The sequence below is a fragment of the Kitasatospora sp. NPDC008050 genome, assembly GCF_042957465.1.
Taxonomy (GTDB): domain Bacteria; phylum Actinomycetota; class Actinomycetes; order Streptomycetales; family Streptomycetaceae; genus Kitasatospora.
Genome location: NZ_JBIBIJ010000001.1, coordinates 230,825 through 256,698 on the forward strand (window position 1 = coordinate 230,825; position 25,874 = coordinate 256,698).

Annotated in this window: 19 protein-coding genes and 1 tRNA gene; 11 read left to right on the top strand and 9 right to left on the bottom strand. The window is 71.1% G+C overall.

Annotation, left to right across the window (positions count from 1 at the left end; all coding sequences use genetic code 11):
• Positions 1-302: 302 nt before the first annotated feature.
• The 5 genes from ACFZB9_RS00910 to ACFZB9_RS00930 all read left to right on the top strand — a co-directional run bounded on the left by ACFZB9_RS00910 (position 303) and on the right by ACFZB9_RS00930 (position 6,025).
• Complete coding sequence (locus ACFZB9_RS00910) at positions 303-1,526, top strand: branched-chain amino acid ABC transporter substrate-binding protein (protein WP_391442624.1); 1,224 nt, start codon at positions 303-305, stop codon at positions 1,524-1,526.
• A gap of 161 nt (positions 1,527-1,687) precedes the next feature.
• Complete coding sequence (locus ACFZB9_RS00915) at positions 1,688-2,617, top strand: branched-chain amino acid ABC transporter permease (protein ID WP_391443305.1); 930 nt, start codon at positions 1,688-1,690, stop codon at positions 2,615-2,617.
• A gap of 19 nt (positions 2,618-2,636) precedes the next feature.
• A complete protein-coding gene (locus ACFZB9_RS00920; protein WP_391442626.1) occupies positions 2,637-4,412 on the top strand; it encodes a branched-chain amino acid ABC transporter permease in 1,776 nt (591 codons plus the stop codon).
• 3 nt (positions 4,413-4,415) lie between these two features.
• Positions 4,416-5,309, top strand: coding sequence for an ABC transporter ATP-binding protein (locus tag ACFZB9_RS00925; protein ID WP_391442627.1), 894 nt, complete (start codon positions 4,416-4,418; stop codon positions 5,307-5,309).
• Entirely contained in the window at positions 5,306-6,025 is a 720-nt protein-coding gene (locus ACFZB9_RS00930; protein ID WP_391442629.1) for an ABC transporter ATP-binding protein, read from the top strand. Before ACFZB9_RS00925 ends, ACFZB9_RS00930 begins: the two co-directional genes overlap by 4 nt.
• A gap of 78 nt (positions 6,026-6,103) precedes the next feature.
• On the opposite strand, the gene ACFZB9_RS00935 is transcribed toward ACFZB9_RS00930, so the two are convergent.
• Positions 6,104-6,757, bottom strand: coding sequence for an ANTAR domain-containing response regulator (locus ACFZB9_RS00935; protein ID WP_391442630.1), 654 nt, complete (start codon positions 6,755-6,757; stop codon positions 6,104-6,106).
• A gap of 98 nt (positions 6,758-6,855) precedes the next feature.
• Here ACFZB9_RS00935 and ACFZB9_RS00940 point away from each other — a divergent pair.
• Together ACFZB9_RS00940 and ACFZB9_RS00945 are read left to right on the top strand one after the other, a co-directional pair.
• Positions 6,856-6,928, top strand: a tRNA-Leu gene (locus ACFZB9_RS00940).
• Between the two features lie 260 nt (positions 6,929-7,188).
• Positions 7,189-7,812 carry a hypothetical protein gene (locus ACFZB9_RS00945; protein WP_391442632.1) on the top strand — a complete coding sequence of 208 codons (624 nt, stop codon included), beginning with the start codon at positions 7,189-7,191 and terminating at the stop codon, positions 7,810-7,812.
• 20 nt (positions 7,813-7,832) lie between these two features.
• Here ACFZB9_RS00945 and ACFZB9_RS00950 read toward each other — a convergent pair whose 3' ends face one another.
• From ACFZB9_RS00950 to pyk, 3 genes are all read right to left on the bottom strand, one after another.
• Positions 7,833-8,792 carry a polysaccharide lyase family 7 protein gene (locus tag ACFZB9_RS00950; RefSeq protein WP_391442633.1) on the bottom strand — a complete coding sequence of 320 codons (960 nt, stop codon included), beginning with the start codon at positions 8,790-8,792 and terminating at the stop codon, positions 7,833-7,835.
• 76 nt (positions 8,793-8,868) lie between these two features.
• Complete coding sequence (locus ACFZB9_RS00955) at positions 8,869-10,041, bottom strand: damage-control phosphatase ARMT1 family protein (RefSeq protein WP_391442635.1); 1,173 nt, start codon at positions 10,039-10,041, stop codon at positions 8,869-8,871.
• A gap of 168 nt (positions 10,042-10,209) precedes the next feature.
• Positions 10,210-11,637 (bottom strand): pyruvate kinase, encoded by a 1,428-nt coding sequence (gene pyk, locus ACFZB9_RS00960; RefSeq protein WP_391442637.1) that lies wholly within the window; start codon positions 11,635-11,637, stop codon positions 10,210-10,212.
• Positions 11,638-11,933: 296 nt separating this feature from the next.
• On the opposite strand from pyk, the gene ACFZB9_RS00965 reads away from it, so the two are divergent.
• Genes ACFZB9_RS00965 through ACFZB9_RS00975 form a run of 3 tightly spaced genes read left to right on the top strand, consistent with a single transcriptional unit; the run spans position 11,934 to position 15,323 of the window.
• The gene (locus ACFZB9_RS00965) at positions 11,934-13,064 is read left to right on the top strand and encodes a hypothetical protein (RefSeq protein ID WP_391442638.1); all 1,131 of its coding nucleotides are present in this window, start codon (positions 11,934-11,936) and stop codon (positions 13,062-13,064) included.
• Between the two features lie 20 nt (positions 13,065-13,084).
• Positions 13,085-14,797, top strand: coding sequence for a substrate-binding domain-containing protein (locus ACFZB9_RS00970; RefSeq protein ID WP_391442641.1), 1,713 nt, complete (start codon positions 13,085-13,087; stop codon positions 14,795-14,797).
• Positions 14,784-15,323, top strand: a complete 540-nt coding sequence (locus ACFZB9_RS00975; RefSeq protein ID WP_391442643.1) for a hypothetical protein — start codon at positions 14,784-14,786, stop codon at positions 15,321-15,323. Before ACFZB9_RS00970 ends, ACFZB9_RS00975 begins: the two co-directional genes overlap by 14 nt.
• 73 nt (positions 15,324-15,396) lie before the next feature.
• On the opposite strand, the gene ACFZB9_RS00980 is transcribed toward ACFZB9_RS00975, so the two are convergent.
• The 3 genes from ACFZB9_RS00980 to ACFZB9_RS00990 form a co-directional block, all read right to left on the bottom strand.
• Complete coding sequence (locus ACFZB9_RS00980) at positions 15,397-15,705, bottom strand: hypothetical protein (protein WP_391442644.1); 309 nt, start codon at positions 15,703-15,705, stop codon at positions 15,397-15,399.
• Positions 15,706-15,833: 128 nt separating this feature from the next.
• Positions 15,834-17,291 (bottom strand): aldehyde dehydrogenase family protein, encoded by a 1,458-nt coding sequence (locus tag ACFZB9_RS00985; RefSeq protein WP_391442645.1) that lies wholly within the window; start codon positions 17,289-17,291, stop codon positions 15,834-15,836.
• Positions 17,292-17,335: 44 nt separating this feature from the next.
• Entirely contained in the window at positions 17,336-18,208 is an 873-nt protein-coding gene (locus ACFZB9_RS00990; protein ID WP_391442647.1) for a helix-turn-helix domain-containing protein, read from the bottom strand.
• Positions 18,209-18,354: 146 nt separating this feature from the next.
• Here ACFZB9_RS00990 and ACFZB9_RS00995 point away from each other — a divergent pair, with 146 nt between their 5' ends.
• Positions 18,355-19,374: a hypothetical protein gene (locus tag ACFZB9_RS00995; protein ID WP_391442648.1), complete on the top strand. Its 1,020-nt coding sequence runs from the start codon at positions 18,355-18,357 to the stop codon at positions 19,372-19,374.
• Positions 19,375-19,552: 178 nt separating this feature from the next.
• Here the strand turns inward: ACFZB9_RS00995 and ACFZB9_RS01000 are convergent, their stop codons facing one another.
• Positions 19,553-21,013, bottom strand: a complete 1,461-nt coding sequence (locus ACFZB9_RS01000; RefSeq protein WP_391442650.1) for a glutamate synthase subunit beta — start codon at positions 21,011-21,013, stop codon at positions 19,553-19,555.
• Entirely contained in the window at positions 21,006-25,685 is a 4,680-nt protein-coding gene (gene gltB, locus ACFZB9_RS01005) for a glutamate synthase large subunit (protein ID WP_391443306.1), read from the bottom strand. The genes ACFZB9_RS01000 and gltB overlap by 8 nt, the downstream gene beginning before the upstream one ends.
• Positions 25,686-25,874 lie beyond the last annotated feature (189 nt).

Sequence of the window (25,874 nt, forward strand, 5' to 3'; positions counted from 1 at the left end):
GCGAACGGGTTGCCCATCACCACGAGATTTCACGTGACTTGGCGCGGAATTCCGCCACCCTCCGGAGCTCGGCAGCAGAGCCGAAAACCTCAAATGCCCATGATGTGAGACAACCGCATGCCTCACTCATAACAAGAGAATCACAGCAGGCGCACACCCCTGCCACCACCGCGCCCCTCGCTCTAGAGTCACCGCCAGTCACCGCGCCACCGGATCGGGCCACCAGTTCGGGCTGCCCCAGTGCGCGAACCGGCCGCCGGCCGCCCTCGGCCCGCTGCCTTTCAGACCAGAAGGGGACCCTCGTGCGTCATCGTTCACTGCTCGTGCTGAGCATTGCCCTCACCGGAGCCCTCACCGTCACGGCCTGCGGCTCGCGCGGCGGCAGCAGCGGCAGCAGCACCGCCTCCGGCCTGACCGTCACCATCGGCGTCGACGCCCCGCTGTCCGGCGAGAACTCCAACACCGGCCTCGGCATCGAGTACGGCGTGAAGATCGCCGTGGACGACGCCAACGCCAACCACCTGGTGCCCGGCGTCACCTTCGCCGTCAAGGCGCTGGACGACCAGGCGCAGCCCGCCACCGGTCAGCAGAACGCCACCGCGCTGGTCGCCGACAGCAGCGTGCTCGGCGTCGTGGGACCGCTCAACTCCGGTGTGGCGCAGTCCATGCAGCAGGTCTTCTCGGCCGCCAACCTGGTCGAGATCTCGCCCTCCAACACCAACCCGCAGCTCACCCAGGGCCCCAACTGGGCCAGCGGGCAGAAGGTGCGCCCGTACAAGACCTACTTCCGCACCGCCACCACCGACGCCCTGCAGGGCGCCTTCGCCGCCCAGTACGCGAGCGGCATCGGCAAGAAGAAGGCCTTCGTGGTCGACGACAAGCAGACCTACGGCGCGGGTCTGGCCTCCATCTTCAAGGACTCCTTCCAGAAGGACGGCGGCTCGATCGCCGGTACCGACCACGTCAACACCGGTGACAAGGACTTCTCGACGCTGGTCACCAAGATCAAGTCCTCCGGCGCCGACCTGCTCTACTACGGCGGCCAGTACGACGAGTCCTCGCTGCTCACCAAGCAGCTCAAGGCGGCCGGCGCCAACATCCCGCTGATGGGCGGCGACGGCATGTACGCCACCACCTACATCTCCACCGCGGGCCAGGCCGCCGAGGGCGACTACGCCACCGCCGTCGGCGTCCCGGTCGACACCCTGGCCACCGCCAAGGACTTCATCGCCAAGTACAAGTCCGCCAACTACCCCGGTGACTACGGCTCCTACGGCGGTTACTCGTACGACGCGGCCACCGCGATCATCAAGTCGGTCGGCAGCGTGCTGTCCGCCAACGGCGGCAAGATCAGCTCGGACACCCGGTCCAAGGTGGTCGACGCCGTGCAGAAGGTCGACTTCGACGGCATCGCCGGCCACGTCTCCTTCGACCAGTACGGCGACACCACCAACAAGCAGCTGACGGTCTACCAGGTCACCGGCGGCAAGTGGGTCTCGGTCAAGACCGGTACCTACAACGGCTGATCCCGCCCGGCACCACCACCGTCACGGGGCCGCCGCCCACCCGCGCGCGGCCCCGCTCCCTCCCCAGGCCTCCGGCCGGGGACCCCCATCCGTGCGGCCGCCGCAGACCCCGCGGCCCGCGCGCACCCATGCGACGTCAGCACAGCGACCTGGAGGCTGCGGTGCACACCCTGCCGCAACAACTCGCCAACGGCCTGTTCCTAGGCTCCACTTACGGGCTCATCGCCATCGGATACACGATGGTCTACGGCATCGTGCAGCTCATCAACTTCGCCCACGGCGAGATCTTCATGACCGGCGGCTTCGGCGCGCTCACCGTCTACCTGGTGCTGCCGCACGGCACCAGCCTCTGGCTCGCCCTGCCGCTGATGCTCATCGGCGGCGCACTGACCTCCGTGCTGATCGCCCTGGGCGCCGAGCGGTTCGCCTACCGGCCGCTGCGCAACGCCCCACGGCTGGCCCCGCTGATCGCCGCGATCGGCCTCTCGCTCGCCCTCCAGCAGGCCGTGCACAACCTCTACCCCAAGGCCACCAGCCCCCGCACCTTTCCCCAACTGGCCGCCGGGCCCTGGCACCTGGGCAGCATCCGGATCCAGGCCGGCGACCTGTTCACCGTCGTCGCCGCCCCGCTGTGCATGATCATCCTGGCGCTGTTCGTGCAGCGCTCGCGCACCGGACGCGCCATGCAGGCCACCGCCCAGGACCCGAACACCGCCCAGCTGATGGGCATCGACACCAACAAGATCATCGCCGCCGCCTTCGGCATCGGCGCCCTGTTCGCCGCCGTCGCCGCCGTCTGCTACGGCCTGCGCTACGGCGAAGTCGACTACAGCATGGGCTTCGAGGCCGGCCTCAAGGCGTTCACCGCCGCCGTCCTCGGCGGCATCGGCAACATCTACGGCGCCATGCTCGGCGGACTGGTCCTCGGCCTCGCCGAAGCCCTGGCCACCGCCTACATCTCCAACATCCCCGGCATGCAGCAACTCGGCGGCGGCAGCTGGGCCTCCGTCTGGGCCTTCGTCCTGCTCATCCTGGTCCTGCTGCTGCGCCCACAGGGACTACTCGGCGAACGCGTCGCGGACCGAGCCTGAGGCCGAAGGAGAAGCAGAGATGACCACCAGCCCCACCACGGCCGCCCTGCGCCGCACCGCCACCGCCGCGCTCACCCGGCTCGAAGGCACCGTCCCCGCCCCCGCGGCCCGCGCCCTGATCGCCGCCGGCGGCCTGTTCGCCATCGCCTCCGCGTTCCTCTCCTGGACCTGGACCGCCCGCTTCCCCGGCGACCTCACCGTCACCGGCTACCCCGGCGGCCTGCAGGTGCTCACCATCACCACCGCCGCCCTGCTGCTCCTGCAGGTGCTCGGCGCCTACGACGTCCCGCTGCTGCGCTCCCTCGCGCCACGCGGCCACACCGTGCCACTGCGCTGGCTCGCCCTGGCCACCCTCGCCACCACCTGGTTCACCCTGATCGCGATCGCCGCCGAACTCGGAGGCCTGGCCAACCTGACCACCGGCGGCTGGATCGCGGGCATCGCCGTGCTGCCCGCCGTCTACGGCGCGCTCGCCCTGCCCGAGGACCGCCGGACCACCAGCGCCGCCCCAGCCCCCGCACCCGCCTGGGTCGAACGCCTCCAGGTCACCCTGCTCGCCGCCCTGGGCCTGGCCGTCTTCACCTACGGCATCGACACCTCCTACGGCGAACTCTTCGAGGGCTTCCTGATCGCCGTCGCCTTCAGCGCCGCCGCCTACCTCAAGTCCGGCCTCTTCGAGCACCTGGCCACCCTGCTCCAGCGCCAGCGCCCGTTCGCCCTGACCGCCGGCTTCGTGGCCGCCGCGCTCTTCCCGCTGACCCAGAACAACGACCACGACGCCAACGTCGGCGTCAACATCCTGATCTTCGCCACCGTCGCACTCGGCCTCAACATCGTGGTCGGCCTCACCGGCCTGCTCGACCTCGGCTACGTCGCCTTCCTGGGCGTCGGCGCCTACACCGCCGCCCTCGTCTCCGGCTCGCCCTACTCGCCCTTCCACAACGCCGAAGTCCCCTTCTGGGCCGCCGCCCTGATCGGCGCCGCGGTCTCGCTGGTGTTCGGCGTGCTGATCGGCGCCCCCACCCTGCGACTGCGCGGCGACTACCTGGCCATCGTCACCATCGGCTTCGGTGAGATCTTCCACATCACCGTGCAGAACCTCGACGGCACCTCCGGCCCGAAGATCACCAACGGCCCCAACGGCATCCCCGCCATCCCCGACATCAGCGTCTTCGGCTTCGACCTCGGCACCGCCCACGATCTCGGCCCCTTCACCATCGGGCGGTTCGCCAACTACTTCCTCCTGATGCTGATCGTCACCCTGATCGTCATCGCCGTCTTCAGCCGGGCCGGCAACTCCCGCATCGGACGCGCCTGGATCGCCATCCGCGAGGACGAGACCGCCGCCGAGGCGATGGGCATCAACGGCTTCCGCACCAAGCTCACCGCCTTCGCCCTCGGCGCCGCACTCGCGGGCCTGGCCGGCACCGTCAGCGCCCACGTCACCTACAGCGTGGTCCCCGACCCCTACGTCTTCGCCGGCTCCACCCCGCCCAACTCCGCCTTCCTGCTGGCCGCGGTGGTCCTCGGCGGCATGGGCACCGTCAGCGGACCACTGCTCGGCGCCTCGCTGCTCTACCTCATCCCGGAGAAGCTCTCCTTCCTGCAGAACTACCAACTGCTGGCCTTCGGCGTCGCGTTGATCCTGCTGATGCGCTTCCGCCCGGAGGGCATCATCGCCAACCGCCGCCGGCAGCGCGAGTTCCACCAGGACGACGAGACGGCCACTGAGCTGCCCGCACAGGGCGGCGGGCCGGGCACCGTCAGTCTCAACCTCGACCAGGCAGGGGCGTGACCGATGAGCACCACCACCACGACCACCCTGCTGGACGCGCGCGGCGTCACCATGCGCTTCGGCGGCCTGACCGCCGTCAACAACGTCGACCTCACCGTCGGCGAGGGCGAGATCATCGGCCTGATCGGCCCCAACGGCGCCGGCAAGACCACCTTCTTCAACTGCCTCACCGGCCTCTACGTGCCGACCGAAGGCACCGTCACCTACCGCGACAAGGTGCTGCCGCCCAAGCCCCACCTGGTCACCCAGGCCGGCATAGCCCGCACCTTCCAGAACATCCGGCTCTTCGCCAACATGACCGTGCTGGAGAACGTCCTGGTCGGCCGGCACAGCCGCACCAAGGAGGGCCTCATCTCCGCGCTGCTGCGCGGCCCCGGCTACCGGCGCGCCGAAGCCGACAGCCGGGAGAAGGCGATGGCCCTGCTGGAGTTCACCGGCCTCGCCGACAAGGCCGAACACCTGGCCCGCAACCTCCCCTACGGCGAACAGCGCAAGCTGGAGATCGCCCGCGCGCTGGCCAGCGAACCCGGCCTGCTGCTGCTCGACGAACCCACCGCCGGCATGAACCCCCAGGAGACCCGGGCCGCCGAGGAACTCGTCTTCGCGATCCGCGACCGGGGCGTGGCGATCCTGGTCATCGAGCACGACATGCGCTTCATCTTCAACCTGTGCGACCGCACCGCGGTGCTGGTCCAGGGGCAGAAGATCGTCGAAGGGAACCGGGAACTCGTCCAGAACGACGAGCGGGTGATCACGGCCTACCTGGGTGAACCGCTGCAGGCCCCGGCCGCCGCCCAGGCAGCCCCCGAGGCCGCCGGCGCACCCGAGGCCGCCCCCGAGGCCGCCGGCGCACCCGAGGCCACGGATGGTACGGAGAACACGGAGAACCCCGCATGAGCAACGCCCTGCTGGACGTGAAGGACCTCCGGGTCGCCTACGGCAAGATCGAGGCCGTCAAGGGCATCAGCTTCACCGTCGCCGCCGGCGAGGTCACCACCCTGATCGGCACCAACGGCGCCGGCAAGACCACCACCCTGCGCACCCTCTCCGGCCTGCTGCGCCCCACCGCCGGCAGCATCACCTTCGACGGCCAGGACCTCACGACCGTCCCCGCCCACCGCATCGTCGCCCTGGGCCTGGCCCACTCCCCCGAGGGCCGGCACATCTTCCCCCGGATGACCATCGAGGAGAACCTGCTCCTCGGCGCCTTCCTGCGCAAGGACCAGGCCGGCATCACCCAGGACGTCGAGCGCGCCTACACGCTCTTCCCGATCCTCGGCGAACGCCGCAAGCAGGCCGCCGGCACCCTCTCCGGCGGCGAGCAGCAGATGCTGGCGATGGGGCGGGCCCTGATGTCCCGGCCCAAGCTGCTGATGCTGGACGAGCCGTCGATGGGCCTCTCGCCGATCATGATGCAGAAGATCATGGCGACCATCATCGAGCTGAAGGCCGCCGGCACCACGATCCTGCTCGTCGAGCAGAACGCCCAGGCCGCCCTCTCGCTCTCCGACCGCGGCTACGTCATGCAGACCGGGCGGATCGTCCTCACCGGGACGGGCGCGGAACTGCTGCGCGACGAGTCGGTGCGCAAGTCCTACCTCGGCGAGGACTGAGAGCGAGGACTGCGCCCGGGCACGCCAAGGGCCGGCCACGCTCCCGTGGCCGGCCCTCGCCGTGCGCCTGCTCCCCGGCTACTCCCCGGCGGCGTCGGCCTTCTTCTTGTCCTGCGCCACGCCCTCCTCGATCACGGCCTCCGCCACGGCGGCCATGGTCATCCGGCGGTCCATCGAGGTCTTCTGGATCCAGCGGAAGGCAGCCGGCTCGTTCAGCCCGAACTTCGTCTGCAGCACGCTCTTCGCCCGGTCCACCAGCTTGCGCGTCTCCAGCCGCTGGGTGAGGTCGGCGATCTCCTGCTCCAGGGTGCGCATCTCGGTGTACCGCGAGACCGCCATCTCGATCGCCGGCACCAGGTCACTCTTGGAGAACGGCTTGACGATGTACGCCATCGCCCCGGCATCCCGCGCCCGGTCCACCAACTCCCGCTGCGAGAAGGCGGTCAGCATCAGCACCGGGGCGATGTGCGCCTCGTGGATCTGCTCGGCGGCGGACAGCCCGTCGAGGATCGGCATCTTGACATCGAGGATGACCAGGTCGGGCCGCAACTCCTCGGCCAACCTGAGCGCCGTCGCCCCGTCCCCGGCCTCACCGACCACGGTGTAGCCCTCCTCCTCGAGCATCTCCTTCAGGTCGAGACGGATGAGCGCCTCGTCCTCGGCGATGACAATTCGGGTGATCTGGGGCGAGTCGGTCTCAAGCGCCTGGGGCTGCTCGTCGGCGGTGCTCACGGGACTCCTCGTTCCGGCGGGGGGTGCATGCACGAGGGTACCTAGACCCTGTATGTTTGAGATTCGCAGGGTCGAGGGGAACCTTCGATTCAACGGGCGCCCCGGTAGCCCAGCGGGAGAGGCACGGTGCTCAAACCACCGACAGCGTGGGTTCGAATCCCACCCGGGGCACTTTTCCTTCAATTCGAAGGTTATCAGGATATTCGAACAGCTGGCGATCTTCGTACATTCGGGTGATCTTTCTCGGCCTTTTGGCATCAATCGGCATAATGCCGCCGATCCTCGGTCTCATGTACGACCAGGCCACTCGCTCACGTGCCGTCGCCCTGCACCGCTCAGGCCTGACATTCAGTGAAGTCAGCCGAGCCACCGGCATCTCGCGGCACTCCCTCCGGCAGTGGACCCTCAACGGCACCGCCCCGAGCCCCCGGATGACCGCCGAGTGCCCGGTCGCATCGGGCGGCCTGGCCGACGACCGGCCACCGTCTGCCTACACCTATCTCCTCGGGCTCTACCTCGGCGACGGCTGCCTCAGCGAGGGCCGCCGATCCGTCCACGCGCTGCGGATCGCGTGCGGCAACGCCTGGCCCGGACTCATCGACCGGTGCGAGCGGGCGATGCGCGCGGTGATGCCCGGCAACGGCGTGCTCCGAGTGCCCGCGCCCGGCTGCACTTCCGTGGTCAGCACGAGCAAGCACTGGTCCTGCCTCTTCCCCCAGCACGGCCCCGGCAAGAAGCACGAGCGCCCCATCGTGCTCGTGCCCTGGCAGCAGGCGATCGTGGACGCCCACCCCTGGGAGCTGCTGCGCGGACTGATTCACTCCGACGGCTGCCGGATCGTCAACTGGACCACCCGAAGCGGCAAGAGGTACGAGTACCCCCGGTACTTCTTCACCAACACCTCGGCCGACATCCTGCGCATTTTCACCGACACCCTCGACGCCGTCGGCGTCCAGTGGAAGGCCGCCCGCCGCCCCACCGGCGCCGTCAACATCTCCATCGCCCGCCGCGCCTCCGTCGCCCTGCTCGACCAGCACATCGGCCCGAAGTACTGACCCACCCCCCACCCACGCCCTCAGCTCAGACCGACCCCGAAGACCGTGAGCCGCCCGCCCCCCGAATGCGAGGTGGCGGCGTCGTCCTGCTCGTAGTCGCCGGCCATGAAGCGCACCGGGTGGCCGGCCCAGGCCGGGGGGACGGGGGCGGTGACCGGGGGTGCGGCCTGGCAGCCGGGGGTGCCGGCGCAGTCGCCGGTGAAGGTGAGGGTGCCGTTGCCGTTGTCGGTCATGGTGTAGCCGAACGGCGTCCCCAGCCGGACTCCGCTGAGCAGGTGGTACTTCAGGATCTTCTCGCCGGTCGGCGCAGGCCCGACCGATCCGTCGTTCTTGGGCACCGTCTCCAGCGTCACCCCGACGCTGTCGCCCTGGACGGCCAGCATGGCGAAGGGCGCGGCCTCGTCGGTATCCGTGCCGTGGATCTGTCCGATGGTGATCTCGTGTGACACGTCCGGCAGTTGGCCGACGGACAGGGTCTCGCTCAGGCGGTGGCAGGCGGTGCCGAGGGTGAACCTCCCGAGCGCGGCCAGCTCGGTGCGGGAGTGCAGCGAGTGCGCGGTGGTGGCGCCGCCCGCGGGTGCCCAGAAGGCCAGGCTGCCGCCCGGGCCCTGGGTGAGGTAGGGGTCGGTGAGCCGGGCGGGAGTCAGTTGCTCGGCCACGTTCGGATCGCCGGGCTTCGCGATGGGCAGCACCAGTTGCCAGGCGCTCAGGTCGACGGGGGTGACGGCCGGGCCGGTGCCGGACGCAGACCCTCCGGCCGCGCTGCCGCCCGGCGCGGGCGCGGCCGTCGTGCAGGCGCCCGGCGCGGCGCTGACCGGAGCCGCGGCGGCAACGCGGGCCGAGGCGCCGGGGGGCGTCGTCGCGGTGGTCCGGTGATGGCCGCCTGGAGCACCGCAGCCGCTCAGCAGGAGGGCGCCGGCCAGTGCCGCCGCCGTCCCGCCGGCCAGGGTGCGGGCTGCGGCGCGGTGGGTGTCCGCCATGAGGGGGTCCTTCCGGGTGCGATCGGTCTCTGCGCCCGTCATGACGTACCGGGGCGGCGCCCGGTTCACGCTCTCCTCAGGGGAGGTTCCGCGCGACCTGAACGAGGCCGTACGTGCCGCTGGTTCGCCAGTGCTCCCCCGTCGCGTCCAGCCTCGCGACCACCGCCCCGTCGAGGCCGACGACGACGTCGGACTTCAGCGTGCGCAGCGCCGCCACCGGGGTCGGGAAGTGGCCGGCCCGCTCGGCGAAGGGGGCCGTGGGGTCCCAGAGCTGGTCCCCCACCAGGCGGCGGTAGTTGAGGTCGCCCTTCACGATCGTCAGCGTGGCGCCGGCGAGCTCGGCCCTGAGGTCGGCGGGCATGGCGTGGAACGGCAGCGGCGCGCAGAAGAACGGGTGGGTGCGGACCGTCAAGGTGCCGTTGTTCATCGCCTGCCAGAGTCGACGGCCGGTCGCTTCCGCCTCCTGCCCCGGTGCGGCGCGAAGGCGGCGGACGGTCGCGAGGACGTCGGCCGTCGTCGCGTCCGACACGTAGTAGGGGAACGGCTTGACGTAGAGGACGGCCTCGGTGGCAAGCCCGCTCGTCAGGAGGTGGTCGACCAGGACCAGGTCGGGGAGCAGCTCTCGCCCGGCGTTGTCCGCGATGACGCAGACCCTCGGGGTGCTCGCGGCGGCGAGCGTGGACCACAGGAGCGGGCTGTCGTCCGCGATCAGGGCGGACGGTCGGGTGTCGTCGCCGGCCGGGGCGGTGATCTGGAAGCTGAGGTCCGCCCGGTTGCCCCAGAGCGCCGACGCGAGCAGCACCTCGGCTCGCTTCTCGGCGGACAGGGCGGGCAGGTCGCCGAGAGCCGCCAGCTCGGCGTCGACGGCGGGGCCGGCCAGTTCGGCGTTCTTGAACGGCGCGAAGGGGTCGATGCCCTGCCAGGTCCCGGGCCGGAAGTAGCCGGTGGCTTCGAGCAGCCTGCGGTAGAAGTAGCTCTCGGCCCACAGGAACGGCGCCTCGCCCCACGGTCGCCCGAACCGGCCCTCGCCCCACGCCAGCCACTGCTGGTGGTCATGGGCGTCCGGGCCGAGCGGCTGCAGCACGCCGCTGGTGCTCTCGGCGAGGAGGTCCTCGACGGCCGCCCGCTGGGTCGGCCCGTACGGCAGCGCGTCGAGCACCTGCCGGATCAGCTTCGGGTGCCGCTCGTGGAAGACGCCCCAGGCGAAGGAGCCGGGAACGCCGCTCAGGATCACGGGTGCGGTGGGCATGCTCGGGCTCGTCCTTCTCCTCGTCGGGCGTCATCAGGTCCCGCCGGCAGGACGCTACCAGCCTGGTCAGCGCCGCGGCCGCCCTTGTACGCGAGCCCTCGTGCGCGAGCCTGTGCGCGCGAGCCCTCGTGGGGGCGCCCGCAGCCCGCGGGCGCCCCCACCCGCCCGTCAGTTGTCCAGCTCCCCCACGTGGTGCACCCGCACCAGGTTGGTCGAGCCCGCCAGCCCGGGCGGCGACCCGGCCGTGATGATGACGATGTCCCCGCGCTCGCACCGCCCCAGGCTCAGCAGTGCGCTGTCCACCTGGGCGACCATCTCGTCGGTGGTCGGCACGAACGGGCCCAGGAAGGTCTCCACGCCCCAGGTGAGCGCCAACTGGCTGCGCACGGCGGGCTCGTAGGTGAAGGCCAGGACCGGGATCGGGGAGCGGTAGCGGGTCAGCCGGCGGGCGGTGTCGCCGCTCTGGGTGAAGGCGATCAGGTACTTGGCGCCCAGGAAGTCGCCGATCTCGGCGGCGGCCCGGGCCACCGCGCCGCCCTGGGTGCGGGGTTTGCTGCGCTCGGTCAGCGGGGGCAGGCCGGCGGCCAGCACCTCCTCCTCGACGGCCTCGACGATGCGGCCCATGGTCTTGACCGTCTCGATGGGGTACTTGCCCACCGAGGTCTCGCCGGAGAGCATCACCGCGTCGGCCTGGTCGAGGATGGCGTTGGCGACATCGGAGGCCTCGGCCCGGGTGGGGCGGGAGGCGTGGATCATCGAGTCGAGCATCTGGGTGGCGACGATGACCGGCTTGGCGTTGCGCTTGGCCAGCTTGATCGCGCGCTTCTGGACCAACGGCACCTGCTCCAGCGGCAGTTCGACGCCCAGGTCGCCGCGGGCGACCATGATGCCGTCGAAGGCGCTGACGATGCCCTCCAGGCCGTCCACCGCCTGGGGCTTCTCGATCTTGGCGATGACGGGGAGGAAGCGGCCCTCCTCGCGCATGACGGTGTGCACGTCCTCGATGTCCCTGCCGCTGCGGACGAACGAGAGCGCGATCAGGTCGGCGCCCACTCGCAGGGCCCAGCGCAGGTCGGCGACGTCCTTGTCGCTGAGCGCGGGCACGGAGACGGCGACTCCGGGCAGGTTGAGGCCCTTGTGGTCGGAGACCAGGCCGCCTTCGATGACGATGCAGTGGACGCGCGGCCCCTCCACGCGGGTGACTTCGAGGCAGACCCGGCCGTCGTCGATCAGGATCCGCTCCCCGCGCGCGACGTCGCCCGCGAGCCCGGGGTAGGTGGTGCCGCAGATCTCCTTGTCGCCGGGGACCTTGTCCACCGTGATGGTGAACTCGTCGCCGCGTTCGAGGAGTACAGGGCCTTCGGCGAAGGTGCCCAGGCGGATCTTCGGGCCTTGAAGGTCGACCAGGATGCCGACGCTGCGGCCGGTCTCGTCGGCGGCCTTGCGGACCCGGCGGTACCGTTCCTCGTGTTCGGCCTGGGAGCCGTGGCTCAGGTTGAAGCGGGCGATGTCCATGCCGGCGTCGACCAGGGACTTGATCTGGTCGTACGAGTCGGTGGCCGGCCCGAGGGTACAGACGATTTTTGCTCGGCGCATGGTCCGAGCGTATGCACTACCGGTGCGTAACAACGACGCTCCGACGGACCGTCACATGTCCACTACCAGAAGCTTCGTTGAACTTTTCGACGCAATGCGACCTTGCTTGATCGAAATCGGAGTCGATCAACGGCCGCCGTGCCGAAGGTGCCACAGATGCCGATCTGTGAAGGCCTGTTCACCCCTGGTTCACCGAGGCGAAAGCCGGCGCTCGGCCCCCGGCGGGAGGCTCTGCACCCGAGCTTGCGGCGGGCGGCCGCCCACTGGGGGAATCACGGGGAACGGGGAGGGGCGCCATGAGGCGACGGCTGTTGGGGCTCATCGTGGCACTGGGGCTGGTGATCGGCGTCCTGGTCCTGATCCAGCAGCAGCACCGGTCACCGAAGCCCGGCCCGCAACCGCCGGCCACAGCCGGCGCCGGCGCGCTCAACGGCCTGATCGGCTCCGAGAAGAGCGACTTCTTCACCTCCAGCGCGGTCCAACAGGCCCTGCGGGCCAAGGGCCTGGCGGTCTCGGTGCGCACCTCGGGCTCCTGGCAGATGGCCGAGGAGGCCAAGAGCAAGCCGTCCGGCTCGGCGTACGATTTCGTCATCCCGGCCAGTTCGGTGGCCGCCAAAGCGATCACCACGCCGATCACCACCAACCCGGTGCGGCCGTTCTACTCCCCGCTGGTGGTGCTCGCCCATCAGCAGACCGCCCAGTTCCTGCGCGGCGCGGGCCTGGCGTCGGTGGACGGCAACGGCGTCTGGACCTTCCACATGGCCCAGTACCTGACCGACGTCCAGCAGCACTTGGGCTGGGGCGACCTGAAGGGCGCCACCCCGCCGCCCGACCTGGCCGGGAAGATCTACATCGCCACCACCGACCCGAACACCTCCTCCTCCGCCTCGCTCTACCTGGCGGTGATGTCCTACCTCGCCAACGGCGACCAGGTGGTGTCGGATCAGACCGGAATCGACCGGACGGCACCGCTTCTGCGCTATCTGATGGCCAATCAGGGCGCCCTGCTCGCCAGCAGCGACCAGCTGTTCCGGGACTTCGTCGCCGGCACCGGCAAGCCGCTGAGCTGGACCTACGAGTCCGAGGTGGCCGAGCAGGCGATGAACGGGAAGCTGCCCGGCGACATGGTGGTGCTCTATCCGGATATCGGCATCACGAGTGACCACACCGTGGTGGAGTTGACGCCGAAGGCGGACGCGCTCGCCCAGGCCCTGCTGAACGACCCCACCCTGATCGGCCTGGAGGCCCAGTACGGGTTCCGGCCCACCGCCGACCCGCAGCAGATGGTGGCGGCGCTCAAGGCCAAGGGCCACGGCCAGGGCTTCCTCTCCGACCTGACCTCGCTCGGCTCCCAACCACCGCCACCGACCACGGACATCCTGCAGAAGATCGTGGCGGCGGCCTCCTCGGCAGGAAGTGGCAACTGATGAGCCCAGGACCTTCGAGGATGACCCGCCGCCGGCTGGTCGGCGCGCTCGCGCTGGGTCTGGCGGCCGCGGCGACCGGCTGTGACAGCGGCGGGAGCGGGGGCAGGAAGCCGCAGCCGGGCCCGGCGCAGAGCACTGCCGGCGGCCCGACGCCCAGCCCCACCGCACCGCCGCCCACCGGCGCCCCGTACACGCTGCGGGTGCTGGCGGGCAGCGAACTGCAGGACATGCAGCCGGTGCTGGACGACGTGCGCAAGGCCACCGGCGTCACCGTCCAGCTCAGCTACACCGGCACCCTGGACGGCGCCCAGACGGTCGCCGCCGGCAAGGCCGACGGGACCTACGACGCGATCTGGTTCGCCTCCAACCGCTACCTGCGGCTGGACCGGAACGCGGCCGGCAAGCTCCTCTCGGACACCTCGGTGATGGTCTCCCCGGTGGCGCTCGGGGTCCGCTCCTCGGTGCTCGCCTCGCTGGGCTGGGATCCGGCGCAGACCACCTGGTCGCAGGTGGGCGCGGCGGTGGCGGCGGGCAAGCTGACCTTCGGCATGGCGGACCCCTCGCAGTCCAACTCGGGCCTGTCCGCACTGATCGCCCTGGCCTCGGCGTTCTCGGGAGCCCAGGCGGCGCTGACCCAGGACGACGTGGCCAAGGCCGCCCCGGCCCTGCACGCCTTCTTCGCCGGGCAGAAACTGACCTCGGGCTCCTCGGGCTGGCTGGCCCAGGCCTACCAGCGCACGGCGCAGGGCGGTTCGGGCCCGGGGACACCCCCGGCCGGAGGCTGGGGGACGGTGGGCGCACTGGTGAACTACGAGTCGGTGCTGCTCTCGCTGAACCGTACCCTGCCGTCCACCGGGCAGCTGACGGTGATCCGCCCGACCGACGGCGTGGTGTCGGCCGACTACCCGCTGACCCTGCTGAGTTCGGCCGGTACTGCCGCCGCGGACGCCTTCTCCCGGCTGACCACCGAGCTGCTGCACCCGGAGATCCAGCGCGAGCTGTCGGACGTCACGGAGCGGCGCCCGGTGGTACCGGGAGTGGCACCGGGGCCCGGGCTGAGCGCCGACCGGCGGCCCGAACTGCCCTTCCCCGGCAGCCGGGCGGTGGCGGACGCGCTGCTGGCGGCCTACCAGAACCAGCTGCGCCGGCCCTCCCGGACGGTGTACGTGCTGGACACCTCGGGCTCGATGCGGGGATCCCGGCTGGCCGCGCTGCAGCAGGCGCTGGGCCGGCTGACGGGCGCCGGCGGCAACCTGGTGGCGAACGGGTTCCGGGAGCGCGAGGAGGTCACGCTGATCTCCTTCGCGGACGACGTGAAGTGGCAGCACACCCACCAGATCCCGGCCGACGCCCCGCAGGCGGCGCTGGCGGCGATCAACACCGACGTGCAGAGCCTGACGGCCGAGGGCGGCACCGCGATCTACAGCACGCTGGAGCAGGCGTACCAGCTCCTCGCCCAGCAGCAGGCGGCCGAGCAGGACGACCGGTTCACCTCGATCGTGCTGATGACGGACGGCGAGAGCAACGAGGGCGCCTCGGCGGACGACTTCACGGCGTTCTACAAGAAGCTGCCGGCCCCGGGCCAGGCGGTGCCGGTCTTCCCGATCCTGTTCGGCGAGGGCGCCGAGCAGCAGTTGCAGGGGATCGCCGACCTCACCGGCGGCAAGCTGTTCGACGCGCTGACGGGTGGCTCGCTGGACGGGGTGTTCGAGGAGATCCGTGGCTACCAGTGACCGGCGCCGCGCGCTGCCGGCCTGGTTCGGCAACCGGGCGCACTACGTGGGCAGCGGCGGGGCCGTGCTGGGCCTGGTGGTCTCGCTGGTGGACGGGCTCGGCCCGGTCGGGGTGGCGGTGGTCGGCGGGCTGTACGCGGCGGGGGCGCTGGCCACGCTGATGATCACACCGCCACCGCCACCGCCACCGCCACCGCCACCGCCACCGCTGCTGGACGAGCTGGCCGCCCAGCGCGAGCGGGTGGCGCTGTCCCGCTGGCCGGCGGCGAGCGCCGCCCAGGCGGACCAGCTGCTGGAACAGCTGGCCGGCCGCCTCGGCGCCCCCACCGCCACGCCCACCGCCGCCCGTCACACGGCCGACGAGGTGCGCGAGCTGCTGGACGCCACGGTGACCGCGCTGGAGCACTACGAGCGCGACCGCTGCTGGGCCCGTCTGGAACCGGCCGACCCGCCGCCCGAGGGCCGCTTCACCGAGCGGCTGGAGGCGGTGCGGGAGCGGCTCCAAGAGCCCGCCGCACAAGCGTGAGGAGCCGGTACCCCGCCCGTGCGGGGTACCGGCTCAGGTCGGCCGCGCGTCAGTGCGCGTATGCGTGCCGGCGTCAGTGCGCCGAGTGCCGCTCCGCGCCGCGGTGGCGGTGGCCCTTGAGCTCGGCGTGGCCGGGCTGTGCCCCGGCGTGGGCCCGCTCCTCCGGGATCCGCCGTCCGCCGTGGCTGAAGGGTGTCTCGCCGGCCAGCGCCGCGTACGTGCCGTAGCCCATGGCACCGCCGCCGCCGTTCGTCCCGGTGTGCAGGACCGGGCCGAACGGGCGGGGCTTGGCGCCCGCACCGGACACCATGCCGCGGCTCGCCAGCAGCTCCTGGGTGCCGCGACGGAGCTTGTTCGTCTTGCCCGTCGGTCGCTTGGTCATGCCTGGCCTCCCATCCGTCTTTCTGTGATGGTATGTCCAGGTTCGCCAGCTTTCACCCGGCCGACCCGGCAGCCCTCAGAACGGGAGCCGTCAGCCCGGGAGCCCGGGAGCCCGGCAGCCGTCAGCCCTCAGAACGGGAAGCGGCTGCGCCCGTGCTGGATCGAGATCCACTTCAGCGTGGTGAAGGCCTCCACCGTGGACTCGCCGTTCAGCCGCCCGAGCCCCGAGTTCTTCTCGCCGCCGAAGGGCACGATCGCCTCGTCGTGGATGGTCCCGTCGTTGACGTGGATCATGCCGGTCTCGATCCGCTTGGCGACCCGCACGCCGCGCTCCAGGTCACCGGTGTGCACCGCGCCGCTGAGGCCGAAGGGCGTGTTGTTGGCGAGCGCCACCGCCTCCTCCTCGCCGTCGAAGGGGACCAGCAGCACGACGGGGCCGAACAGCTCGCGCTGCAGGATGGGCGCGTTGGGGGCCACGTCGGTGAGCACCGCCGGGGACATCAGGGTGCCCACCGTGGTGCCGCGCAGCAGCGCCGTCGCACCGTCGGCGAGCGCCTGGTCGACCTGCGCGGTGAGCGCGTCGGCCTGGGTGGTGTTGATCAGCGGGCCGATCTGGGTGGCGGGGTCCTTGGGGTCACCGACGGTGAGCGAGCCGACCTTGGCGACGAACTTCTCGGTGAACTCGGCCAGCACGGCGCGGTCCACCAGGATCCGGTTGGCCGCCATGCAGACCTGGCCCTGGTGGGCGAAGCGGCTGAACACGGCGGCGTCCACCGCGTAGTCGACGTCGGCGTCGTCCAGCACGATCAGCGCACTGTTGCCGCCGAGTTCCAGCACCGAGCGCTTGAAGTGCGAGGCGGCCACGGTGGCCACGTGCCGTCCGACCCGGTCGGAGCCGGTGAACGAGATCGCCTTGGGGACGGGGTGCTCGATCAGCGCGTCGCCGATCTCGGCGATGTCGGTGATCACCACGTTGAGCAGGCCGGCCGGCAGCCCGGCCTCCTCGAAGATCTTGGCGAGCAGGGTGCCGCCGACGATCGGGGCGTCCTGGTGCGGCTTGAGGACCACCGCGTTGCCGAGCGCCAGGGCGGGCGCGACCGGCTTCATCGACAGGAAGAGCGGGAAGTTGAAGGGGCTGATCACGCCGACCACGCCGACCGGCAGCCGGTAGACGCGGTTCTCCTTGCCGTCCACCGCCGAGGGCAGGATGCGGCCCTCGGCGCGCAGCGCCAGCTGCATCGCCTCGCGCAGCATGTCCTTGGTCAGCGAGAGCTCGAAGGCGGCCTTGAGGTGGGTGCCGCCGAGCTCCGCGATGATCGTCTCGGTGATCTCCTGCTCGCGCTCCTCGACGATCCGCAGGGCGCGTTCGAAGACCAGGCGACGGGCGTAGGGGTTGGTCTCGGCCCACGCGCGCTGGGCCCGCTCGGCGGCCCGGTAGGCCTCGTCGACCTCCGCCACGGTGGCGACCGTGATCACCGCGAGCTTCTCGCCGTTGTACGGGTTGATGTCCACGATGTCCCAGGACCCGCTGCCCGGGCGCCACTGGCCGTCGATGTACTGCAGGGCGAGGTCCGAAAAGTGAGACACCTGACTCCCCTTCAAGGCTGACTGGGGGTCATCCTACTGACACGTCAGGCTTCTTGTAGCAAAGTGCCCAAAAGCGCGCGACTGCGCTCAGGGCTCAGGCTGTCGGCCCGCAACCGCTCCAGGGTGTCCGCGTATTCGGCCACCTCGCGCGGCCGGTCCAGGTAGAGCGCGGTGGTGAACTGCTCCAGGTAGACGACCTCCGCCAGGTCGGGCTCGTCGAAGCCGAGCAGTGAGAAGGCCCCGCTCTCGGCGGCCAGCCCGTCGAAGCCCAGCGGCATCACCTGGAGTTCGAGCCGCGGCAGCTCGGCCAGCTCCAGCAGCCGGACCAGTTGGCCGCGCATCACCTCGGGCCCGCCGCACGGTCGGCGCAGCGCGGCCTCGTCGATCACGGCGACCAGTCGCGGACCGCTCTCCCCGGCCAGCAGCCGCTGGCGGCGCAGCCGCACCGCGACCCGGCGCTCGATCTCCTCCTGCGGGGCGTTCTGCGCGCCGAGCCGGATCACCGCGCGGGCGTACTCCTCGGTCTGCAGCAAACCGGGGACGAACTGCACCTCATAGCTGGAGATGGTGCCGGCCGCCTCCTCGAAGCCCAGGTAGGTCTGGAACCAGCCGGGCACCACGTCGGCGTAGGCGTGCCACCAGGGCGTGGCGTTGGCGGCGCGGACCATCGAGAGCAACTCGGCGCGCTGCTCGGGGTCGCCGACGCCGTAGAGGGTGAGCAGGTCGGCGACGTCGCGCTCCTTGAAGCTGACCCGGCCCAGTTCCATCCGCCCGATCTTGGACTCGGAGGCGCGGATCTCGTAGCCCGCGTCCTCCCGGCTGACACCCTGGGCCTCGCGCAGCCGGCGCAATTGGGAGCCCAGCAGCAGCCGGCGCACCGTCACCCCGCCGCCGGTCTGACCGGTGCCCGCGCTCATCGCCCTCTCCTCCCACGTGCCCTTTCCGCGCCGCAGTCTGCCATGTCGCACGGATACAAAGCACGGCCTGGAACCTGTGAGTTCACCCAGACGTCCAACCGCGGTCCCGACGAACCGTCAGCTTTCCCGAAGGAGTTGAGTCCGCGATGACCTGGCACGTCTCCCGTTCGGCGCCCGCCGCGCTGCTGCTGGCCACCGCTGTCCTGGCCGGCTGCGCCACCGCCGTCCAACCCCAGGCATCCCTGACCCCGACATCCGCGAACCCGAGCGGGCCGGCGCTGGCGCGGGCCGAGGCGGTGGCCCGCTCCTGGGCCGACTCGCCCACGGCGCTGCACTCGGACCACGACTCGGACCACGGCTCGGACCACGACTACGACCCGCTGGACGTACCGAACGTCTGGCTGCCGCCGGACGGCTTCCACAGCGCGGCCGACGCGAGCGCCTACCAGGCCGACAAGCTGGACCTGCGCGCCACCCTGCCGTACTCCCCCGAGACCGGCACGGTGCGCTGGACGGACGGTTCGACGCTGACACTGCCACTGGTACCGGTCGGCCGGCTGATCAAGGAGCCGCCGCCGGCCGCGAGCTGCCCGGTGCCCGACGGGTCCTGCCCAGCGCCGCCCACCCGCCCCAGCGGGGGAAACCCCGGCTGCCCGAGCCACCAGTGCCCCGGCTGGCTCGTCGTCACGGCCGTCGCGCCCGGCACCCGCGAGATCGACACCAGCCGGGGCGCGGCGACCATCCCCGTCTGGCAGCTCACCATCGCGGGCTACCAGGCCCCGTTCAGCTACCCCGCAGTAGCCACCCCGCTGCCCACCAGCCCATCCGTCCCCGGTCTGACCCCCGTGAGCCGGTGGACCGGCCTCTCACCCGACGGCCGCACCCTCACCGCCCACCAGGAGGGCGGCGGCTGCCGGCAGCCGCTGCCCGGCGAGGTCTACGAGACGGACTCGGTGGTCGTCCTGATCGGCCGCGACCAGGCCCACACCGGCAGCGACCCCTGCCCGCTGTACGCCTCCCTCGGCCCGGTCACCTTCCACCTGACCCACCCCCTGGGCACCCGCGCCGTCCTGGACGCGGCCACCGGCCTCCCCCTGCCCCGCACCCCGATCCAACCCGGCGGCCCGATCCAACCCGGCGGCCCGATCAGCCCGGCCACCCCGTGAAAACCGCCCCGGACAGCACCCGACGGCACCTGCCCCCAACTGGTCGGGGAGTGGGCAGGCGCCGTCGTTAGTGCTCCGCTGAGGGACCGGCGGCTCTGACGGGTCAGCGGGTTGTGCGGCCCGCTCGAAGGAGCGGGCGGTGTGCGGGAGGGTTTTCCCGGTATGGCTTCGGGGGTGGTCAGACCACCAGGGGGCGGTCGGTGGGGCGGATCGGGGCGGGCAGCGGGCTCTTGCCGCCGAGGTGGGCGTCGACCGCGGCGGCCGCCGAGCGGCCCTCGGCGATCGCCCACACGATCAACGACTGACCACGGCCCGCGTCACCGCAGACGTAGACACCCTCCACGTTGGTGGCGAACCTGCCGTCGCGGGCCACGTTGCCTCGCGCGTCCAGCTCGACGCCCAGTTGCTCGACGAGGCCGTTCTTCACGTCCGTCCCGGTGAAGCCCATGGCCAGGGTGACCAGCTGCGCCGGGACGGCCCGCTCGGTGCCGGGCACCGGCTCGAATCGGCCGTCCTTGAACTCCACCTCCACCAGATGCAGTTCGGCCACGTTGCCGTCCGCATCGCCCGTGAAGTGCGTGGTGTTCACAGAGTACACGCGCTCGCCGCCCTCCTCGTGCGCGGAGGTGACCTTGTAGGTCATCGGCATGGTCGGCCACGGCTGGTGGCCGGGGCGCTCGTCGCCGGGGCGCGGCATGATCTCCAGCTGGGTGACCGAGGCCGCCCCCTGGCGCAGCGCGGTGCCCAGGCAGTCGGCGCCGGTGTCGCCGCCGCCGATCACGATGACGTGCTTGCCCTTGGCGCTGATCGGGGCCTCGACGTAGTCGCCCTCCTGGACCTTGTTGGCCAGCGGCAGGTACTCCATCGCCTGGTGGATGCCCTTGAGCTCACGGCCCGGCACCGGCAGGTCGCGCGCGGTGGTGGCGCCGGCGGCGACCACGACCGCGTCGAAGCGCTCGCGCAGCTGCTGGCCGGTGAGGTCGGTGCCGACCTCCACGCCGGTGCGGAACCGGGTGCCCTCCGCGCGCATCTGCTCGATGCGGCGGTTGATGTGGCGCTTCTCCATCTTGAACTCGGGGATGCCGTACCGCAGCAGGCCGCCGATCCGGTCGGCCCGCTCGTAGACGACGACCGTGTGCCCGGCCCGGGTGAGCTGCTGGGCGGCGGCGAGCCCGGCCGGGCCCGAGCCGACCACGGCCACCGTCTTGCCGGAGAGCCGCTCGGGGGCCTGCGGGCGGACCCCGCCGTTGTCCCAGGCCTTGTCGATGATGGTGACCTCGACGTTCTTGATGGTCACCGCGTCCTGGTTGATCCCCAGCACACAGGCCGACTCGCACGGCGCCGGGCACAGCCGCCCGGTGAACTCCGGGAAGTTGTTGGTCGCGTGCAGCCGCTCGATCGCACCGGACCAGTCGTCCCGGAAGGCGAGGTCGTTCCACTCGGGGATCAGGTTCCCCAGCGGGCAGCCGTTGTGGCAGAACGGGATGCCGCAGTCCATGCAGCGCCCGGCCTGCTTGCTGATGACCGGCAGCAGGCTGCGCTCGACGTAGACCTCGTTCCAGTCCCGCAGTCGCACGTCCACCGGACGGCGTTCGGCGAGCTGCTTCGGGGTGGTCAGGAAGCCCTTGGGGTCAGCCATGTGCCGCCTCCATCATCTTGCGAGTGGTCTCGGACTCGGAGAGTCCATCGCGCTGCGCGGCGTCCTTGGCGGCGAGCACTGCCTTGTAGTCGGTGGGCATGATCTTGGAGAAGCGGGAGACCCCGCTGCCCCAGTCGGCCAGCAGCTCGGCGGCGATCGTCGAGCCGGTCTCCTCGTAGTGCTGCTGCACGGTCTCGCGCAGCCAGTCGCGGTCCGCCGCGTCGGGGGCCTCGATGCCGACCATGCCGCCGTTGACGTTGGCCGGACGCAGGTCCAGGACGTAGCCGATACCGCCGGACATGCCCGCGGCCAGGTTGCGCCCGGTGGCGCCGAGGATCACCACCCGGCCGCCGGTCATGTACTCCAGGCCGTGGTCGCCCACGCCCTCCACCACCAGGGTGGCGCCGGAGTTGCGCACCGCGAACCGCTCACCGGCCTTGCCGCGCAGGTGGATCCGGCCGCTGGTGGCGCCGTAGCCGATGGTGTTGCCGGCGATCACGTGGGCCTGCGCGTCGGCGCCGATGGCGGCCGCGTCGCGGGCCGGGCGGACCACCAGCACGCCGCCGGACAGTCCCTTGCCGACGTAGTCGTTGGCGTCGCCCTCCAGCCGCAGCGTGATGCCGCGCGGCACGAAGGCGCCGAACGACTGGCCCGCGCTGCCGGTGAAGGTGACGTCGATGGTCCCCTCCGGCAGGCCCTCGCCGCGGTAGCGCTTGGTCACCTGGTGACCCAGCATGGTGCCGACCGTGCGGTTGACGTTGCGGATCGGCAGCTGGATCCGGACCGCCTCGCCGCGCTCCAGGGCGTCCTGGGCCAGCTCGATCAGCTGGTTGTCGAGCGCCTTGTCCAGTGCGTGGTCCTGCGCGGTGGTGCGGTGCAGGGCCGCGCCCTCGGGCAGCTCGGGGACGTGCAGCAGCGGGGCCAGGTCCAGCCCGGCGGCCTTCCAGTGGTCGACGGCGGCGGTGGCGTCGATGTGCTCGGCGTGGCCGACCGCCTCCTCGATCGAGCGCAAGCCCAGCTCGGCGAGGATCTCGCGGACCTCCTCGGCGATGAACTCGAAGAAGTTGACCACGAATTCGGGCTTGCCGGAGAAGCGCTCGCGCAGCACCGGGTTCTGCGTGGCGACGCCGACCGGGCAGGTGTCCAGGTGGCAGACCCGCATCATGATGCAGCCGGAGACCACCAGCGGAGCGGTGGCGAAGCCGAACTCCTCGGCGCCGAGCAGTGCGGCGATCACCACGTCGCGGCCGGTCTTGAGCTGGCCGTCGGTCTGCACCACGATCCGGTCGCGCAGGCCGTTGAGCAGCAGGGTCTGCTGGGTCTCGGCCAGGCCGAGCTCCCAGGGGCCGCCCGCGTGCTTGAGCGAGGTGAGCGGCGAGGCGCCGGTGCCGCCGTCGTGGCCGGAGACCAGCACCACGTCCGCGTGCGCCTTGGAGACGCCGGCCGCCACCGTGCCCACGCCGACCTCGGAGACCAGCTTCACGTGGATGCGGGCGGCCGGGTTGGCGTTCTTCAGGTCGTGGATCAGCTGGGCCAGATCCTCGATCGAGTAGATGTCGTGGTGCGGCGGCGGCGAGATCAGGCCGACGCCGGGGGTGGAGTGCCGGGTCTTGGCCACCCACGGGTAGACCTTGTGGCCGGGCAGCTGGCCGCCCTCGCCGGGCTTGGCGCCCTGGGCCATCTTGATCTGGATGTCGTCGGCGTTGACCAGGTACTCGGAGGTGACGCCGAACCGGCCGGAGGCGACCTGCTTGATCGCCGAGCGGCGGGCCGGGTCGTACAGACGCTCCGGATCCTCGCCGCCCTCACCGGTGTTGGACTTGCCGCCGAGCTGGTTCATCGCGATGGCCAGCGTCTCGTGCGCCTCCATCGAGATGGAGCCGTAGGACATCGCGCCGGTGGAGAAGCGCTTGACGATCTCGGAGACCGGCTCGACCTCCTCCAGCGGGATGGGCGTGCGGCCCTGGCCGTCCAGCTTGAACAGGCCGCGCAGCGTCATCAGCCGCGTCGACTGCTCGTTCACCCGCTCGGTGTACTGCTTGAAGATGTCGTAGCGCCGGCTGCGGGTGGAGTGCTGCAGGCGGAAGACGGTGTCCGGGTCGAACAGGTGCGGCTCGCCCTCGCGTCGCCACTGGTACTCGCCGCCGATCTCCAGCGCGCGGTGCGCGGCGGCGATCCCGGAGGCCGGGTAGGCCTTGGCGTGCCGGGCGGCCACCTCGCGGGCGATCTCACCCAGCGAGATGCCGCCGAGCTTGCTGGTGGTGCCGGTGAAGTAGGCGTCCACCGTCTCCTGGGAGAGGCCGATCACCTCGAACACCTGGGCGCCGCGGTAGGAGGCGACCGTGGAGATGCCCATCTTGGACATCACCTTGAGCACGCCCTTGCCGAGCGCCTTGATCAGGTTGCGGATCGCCTTCTCGGGCTCGATGCCGCTCAGGAAGGTGCCCTGGGCGACCAGGTCCTCGACCGACTCCATGGCCAGGTAGGGGTTGATCGCGCTGGCGCCGTAGCCGATCAGCAGCGCCACGTGGTGCACCTCACGGACGTCGCCGGCCTCCACCAGCAGCGAGATCCGGGTGCGCTGCTTGGTGCGGATCAGGTGGTGGTGGACCGCGGAGGTGAGCAGCAGCGAGGGGATCGGCGCGTGCTCGGCGTCCGAGTGACGGTCGGAGAGCACCAGGATCCGGGCGCCGTCGGCGATCGCCGCGTCCGCCTCGGCCGCGATGGCCGACAGGCGCGCGGCCAGCGCCTCGCCGCCGCCGGAGACCTTGTAGAGGCCGGAGAGCGTGACCGCCTTCAGGCCCGGCTGGTCGCCGTCGGCGTTGATGTGGATCAGCTTGGCCAGCTCGTCGTTGTCGATCACCGGGAACGGCATGCCGACCGAGCGGCAGGCGGCGGCGTCGGTGGCCAGCAGGTTGCCCTCGGGGCCGAGGTTGCTCAGCAGGGAGGTGACCAGCTCCTCCCGGATCGCGTCCAGCGGCGGGTTGGTGACCTGGGCGAAGAGCTGGATGAAGTAGTCGAAGAGCAGCCGGGGCTTCTCGGAGAGCGCGGCGATCGGCGTGTCGGTGCCCATCGATCCGAGCGCCTCGCCACCGGTCCTGGCCATCGGCGCCAGGATGACCCGCAGCTCCTCCTCGGTGTAGCCGAAGGTCTGCTGACGGCGCGTCACCGAGGCGTGGGTGTGCGCGATGTGCTCGCGCTCGGGCAGCTTGGAGAGCTGGATCTGCCCGCCCGCCACCCACTCCGCGTAGGGGTGCTCGGCGGCGAGCTCGGACTTGATCTCCTCGTCGGTGACGATCCGGTGCTGCTCGGTGTCGATCAGGAACATCCGGCCCGGCTGGAGCCGGCCCTTCTCGACCACCTTCTCCTGCGGCAGGTCGAGCACGCCGACCTCGGAGGAGAGCACCACCAGGCCGTCCTCGGTGATCCAGTACCGGGCCGGGCGCAGACCGTTGCGGTCCAGCACGGCGCCGATCTGGCTGCCGTCGGTGAAGGTGACGCAGGCCGGGCCGTCCCAGGGCTCCATCAGGTTGGAGTGGTACTGGTAGAAGGCGCGCCGGGCCGGGTCCATGGTGGCGTGGTTCTCCCAGGCCTCCGGGATCATCATCAGCACCGAGTGCGGCAGCGAGCGGCCGCCGAGGTGGAGCAGCTCCAGGACCTCGTCGAACGAGGCCGAGTCGGAGTGCTCGGGGGTGCAGACCGGGAAGATCCGGCTGAGGTCCCGCCCGTTGCGGTTGGCCGGGAGCAGGTCGGTGGCCAGCTGCGACTCCCGGGCCTGCATCCAGTTCCGGTTGCCCCGGACGGTGTTGATCTCACCGTTGTGCGCGACGAACCGGTACGGGTGGGCGAGCGGCCAGCTCGGGAAGGTGTTGGTGGAGAAGCGCGAGTGGATCAGGCCGATCGCGGAGGCGTAGAGCCGGTCCGACAGGTCGGGGAAGAACGGCTCCAGCTGCCCGGTGGTGAGCATGCCCTTGTAGACGATGGTGCGGGCGGAGAGCGAGGGGAAGTACACCCCGGCCTCGCGCTCGGCACGCTTGCGCACCACGAAGGCGACCCGGTCCAGCGCGAGACCGGCCTTGCCGTCACCGCTCAGGCTCTGTTCATTGCTCGCTGCCGCGAGACTCTCTTCATTGCTCGCTGCCGCGAGACTCTGTTCATTGCTCGCTGCCGCGAGGAAGAGCTGCCGGAAACGTGGCATCACCGAGCGGGCGGTGGCGCCCAACAGGTCCGGCGCGGTGGGGACTTCGCGCCAGCCGAGGACGGTCAGGCCCTCCTCGTCGGCGATCTGCTCGATCTGGGCCACCGCGGCGGCGTCGGCGGCGTCCTCGTCCGGCAGGAAGGCGATGCCCACCGCGTACGCGCCGGCGGCCGGCAGCTCGAAGGCGGTGCGGGCGCGCAGGAAGGCGTCCGGGATCTGGGTCAGGATGCCCGCGCCGTCACCGGAGTCCGGCTCGGCGCCGGTGGCGCCGCGGTGCTCCAGGTTGCGCAGGACGGTCAGTGCCTGGTCGACGATGGTGTGGTCGGCGATGCCGGTCAGCGTGGCGACGAAGCCGACGCCGCAGGCGTCGTGCTCGTTTCGTGGGTCGTACAGGCCCTGAGCTGCAGGTCGCGCATCCGGAACGAGCGCATACGGGGAGCGGCTGCTGCCCTGGGGCTCGTTGGCGGAGTGCATGGATGCAGACAGCATCGGCTCTCCCGTCGTCGTCTTGGCATGAGGGGCATCCACCCGGCCGATGGCCAGGGGAGCGGTGGTGCAACAGGGACGACGTTGGCCCTCTGCGATTTCGTGCAGGTTACATGATGCGGTAAATCCCGGAAAGTGGAATCTTGCGTCCATATGGCGGACACAGTCCCAGCTCAG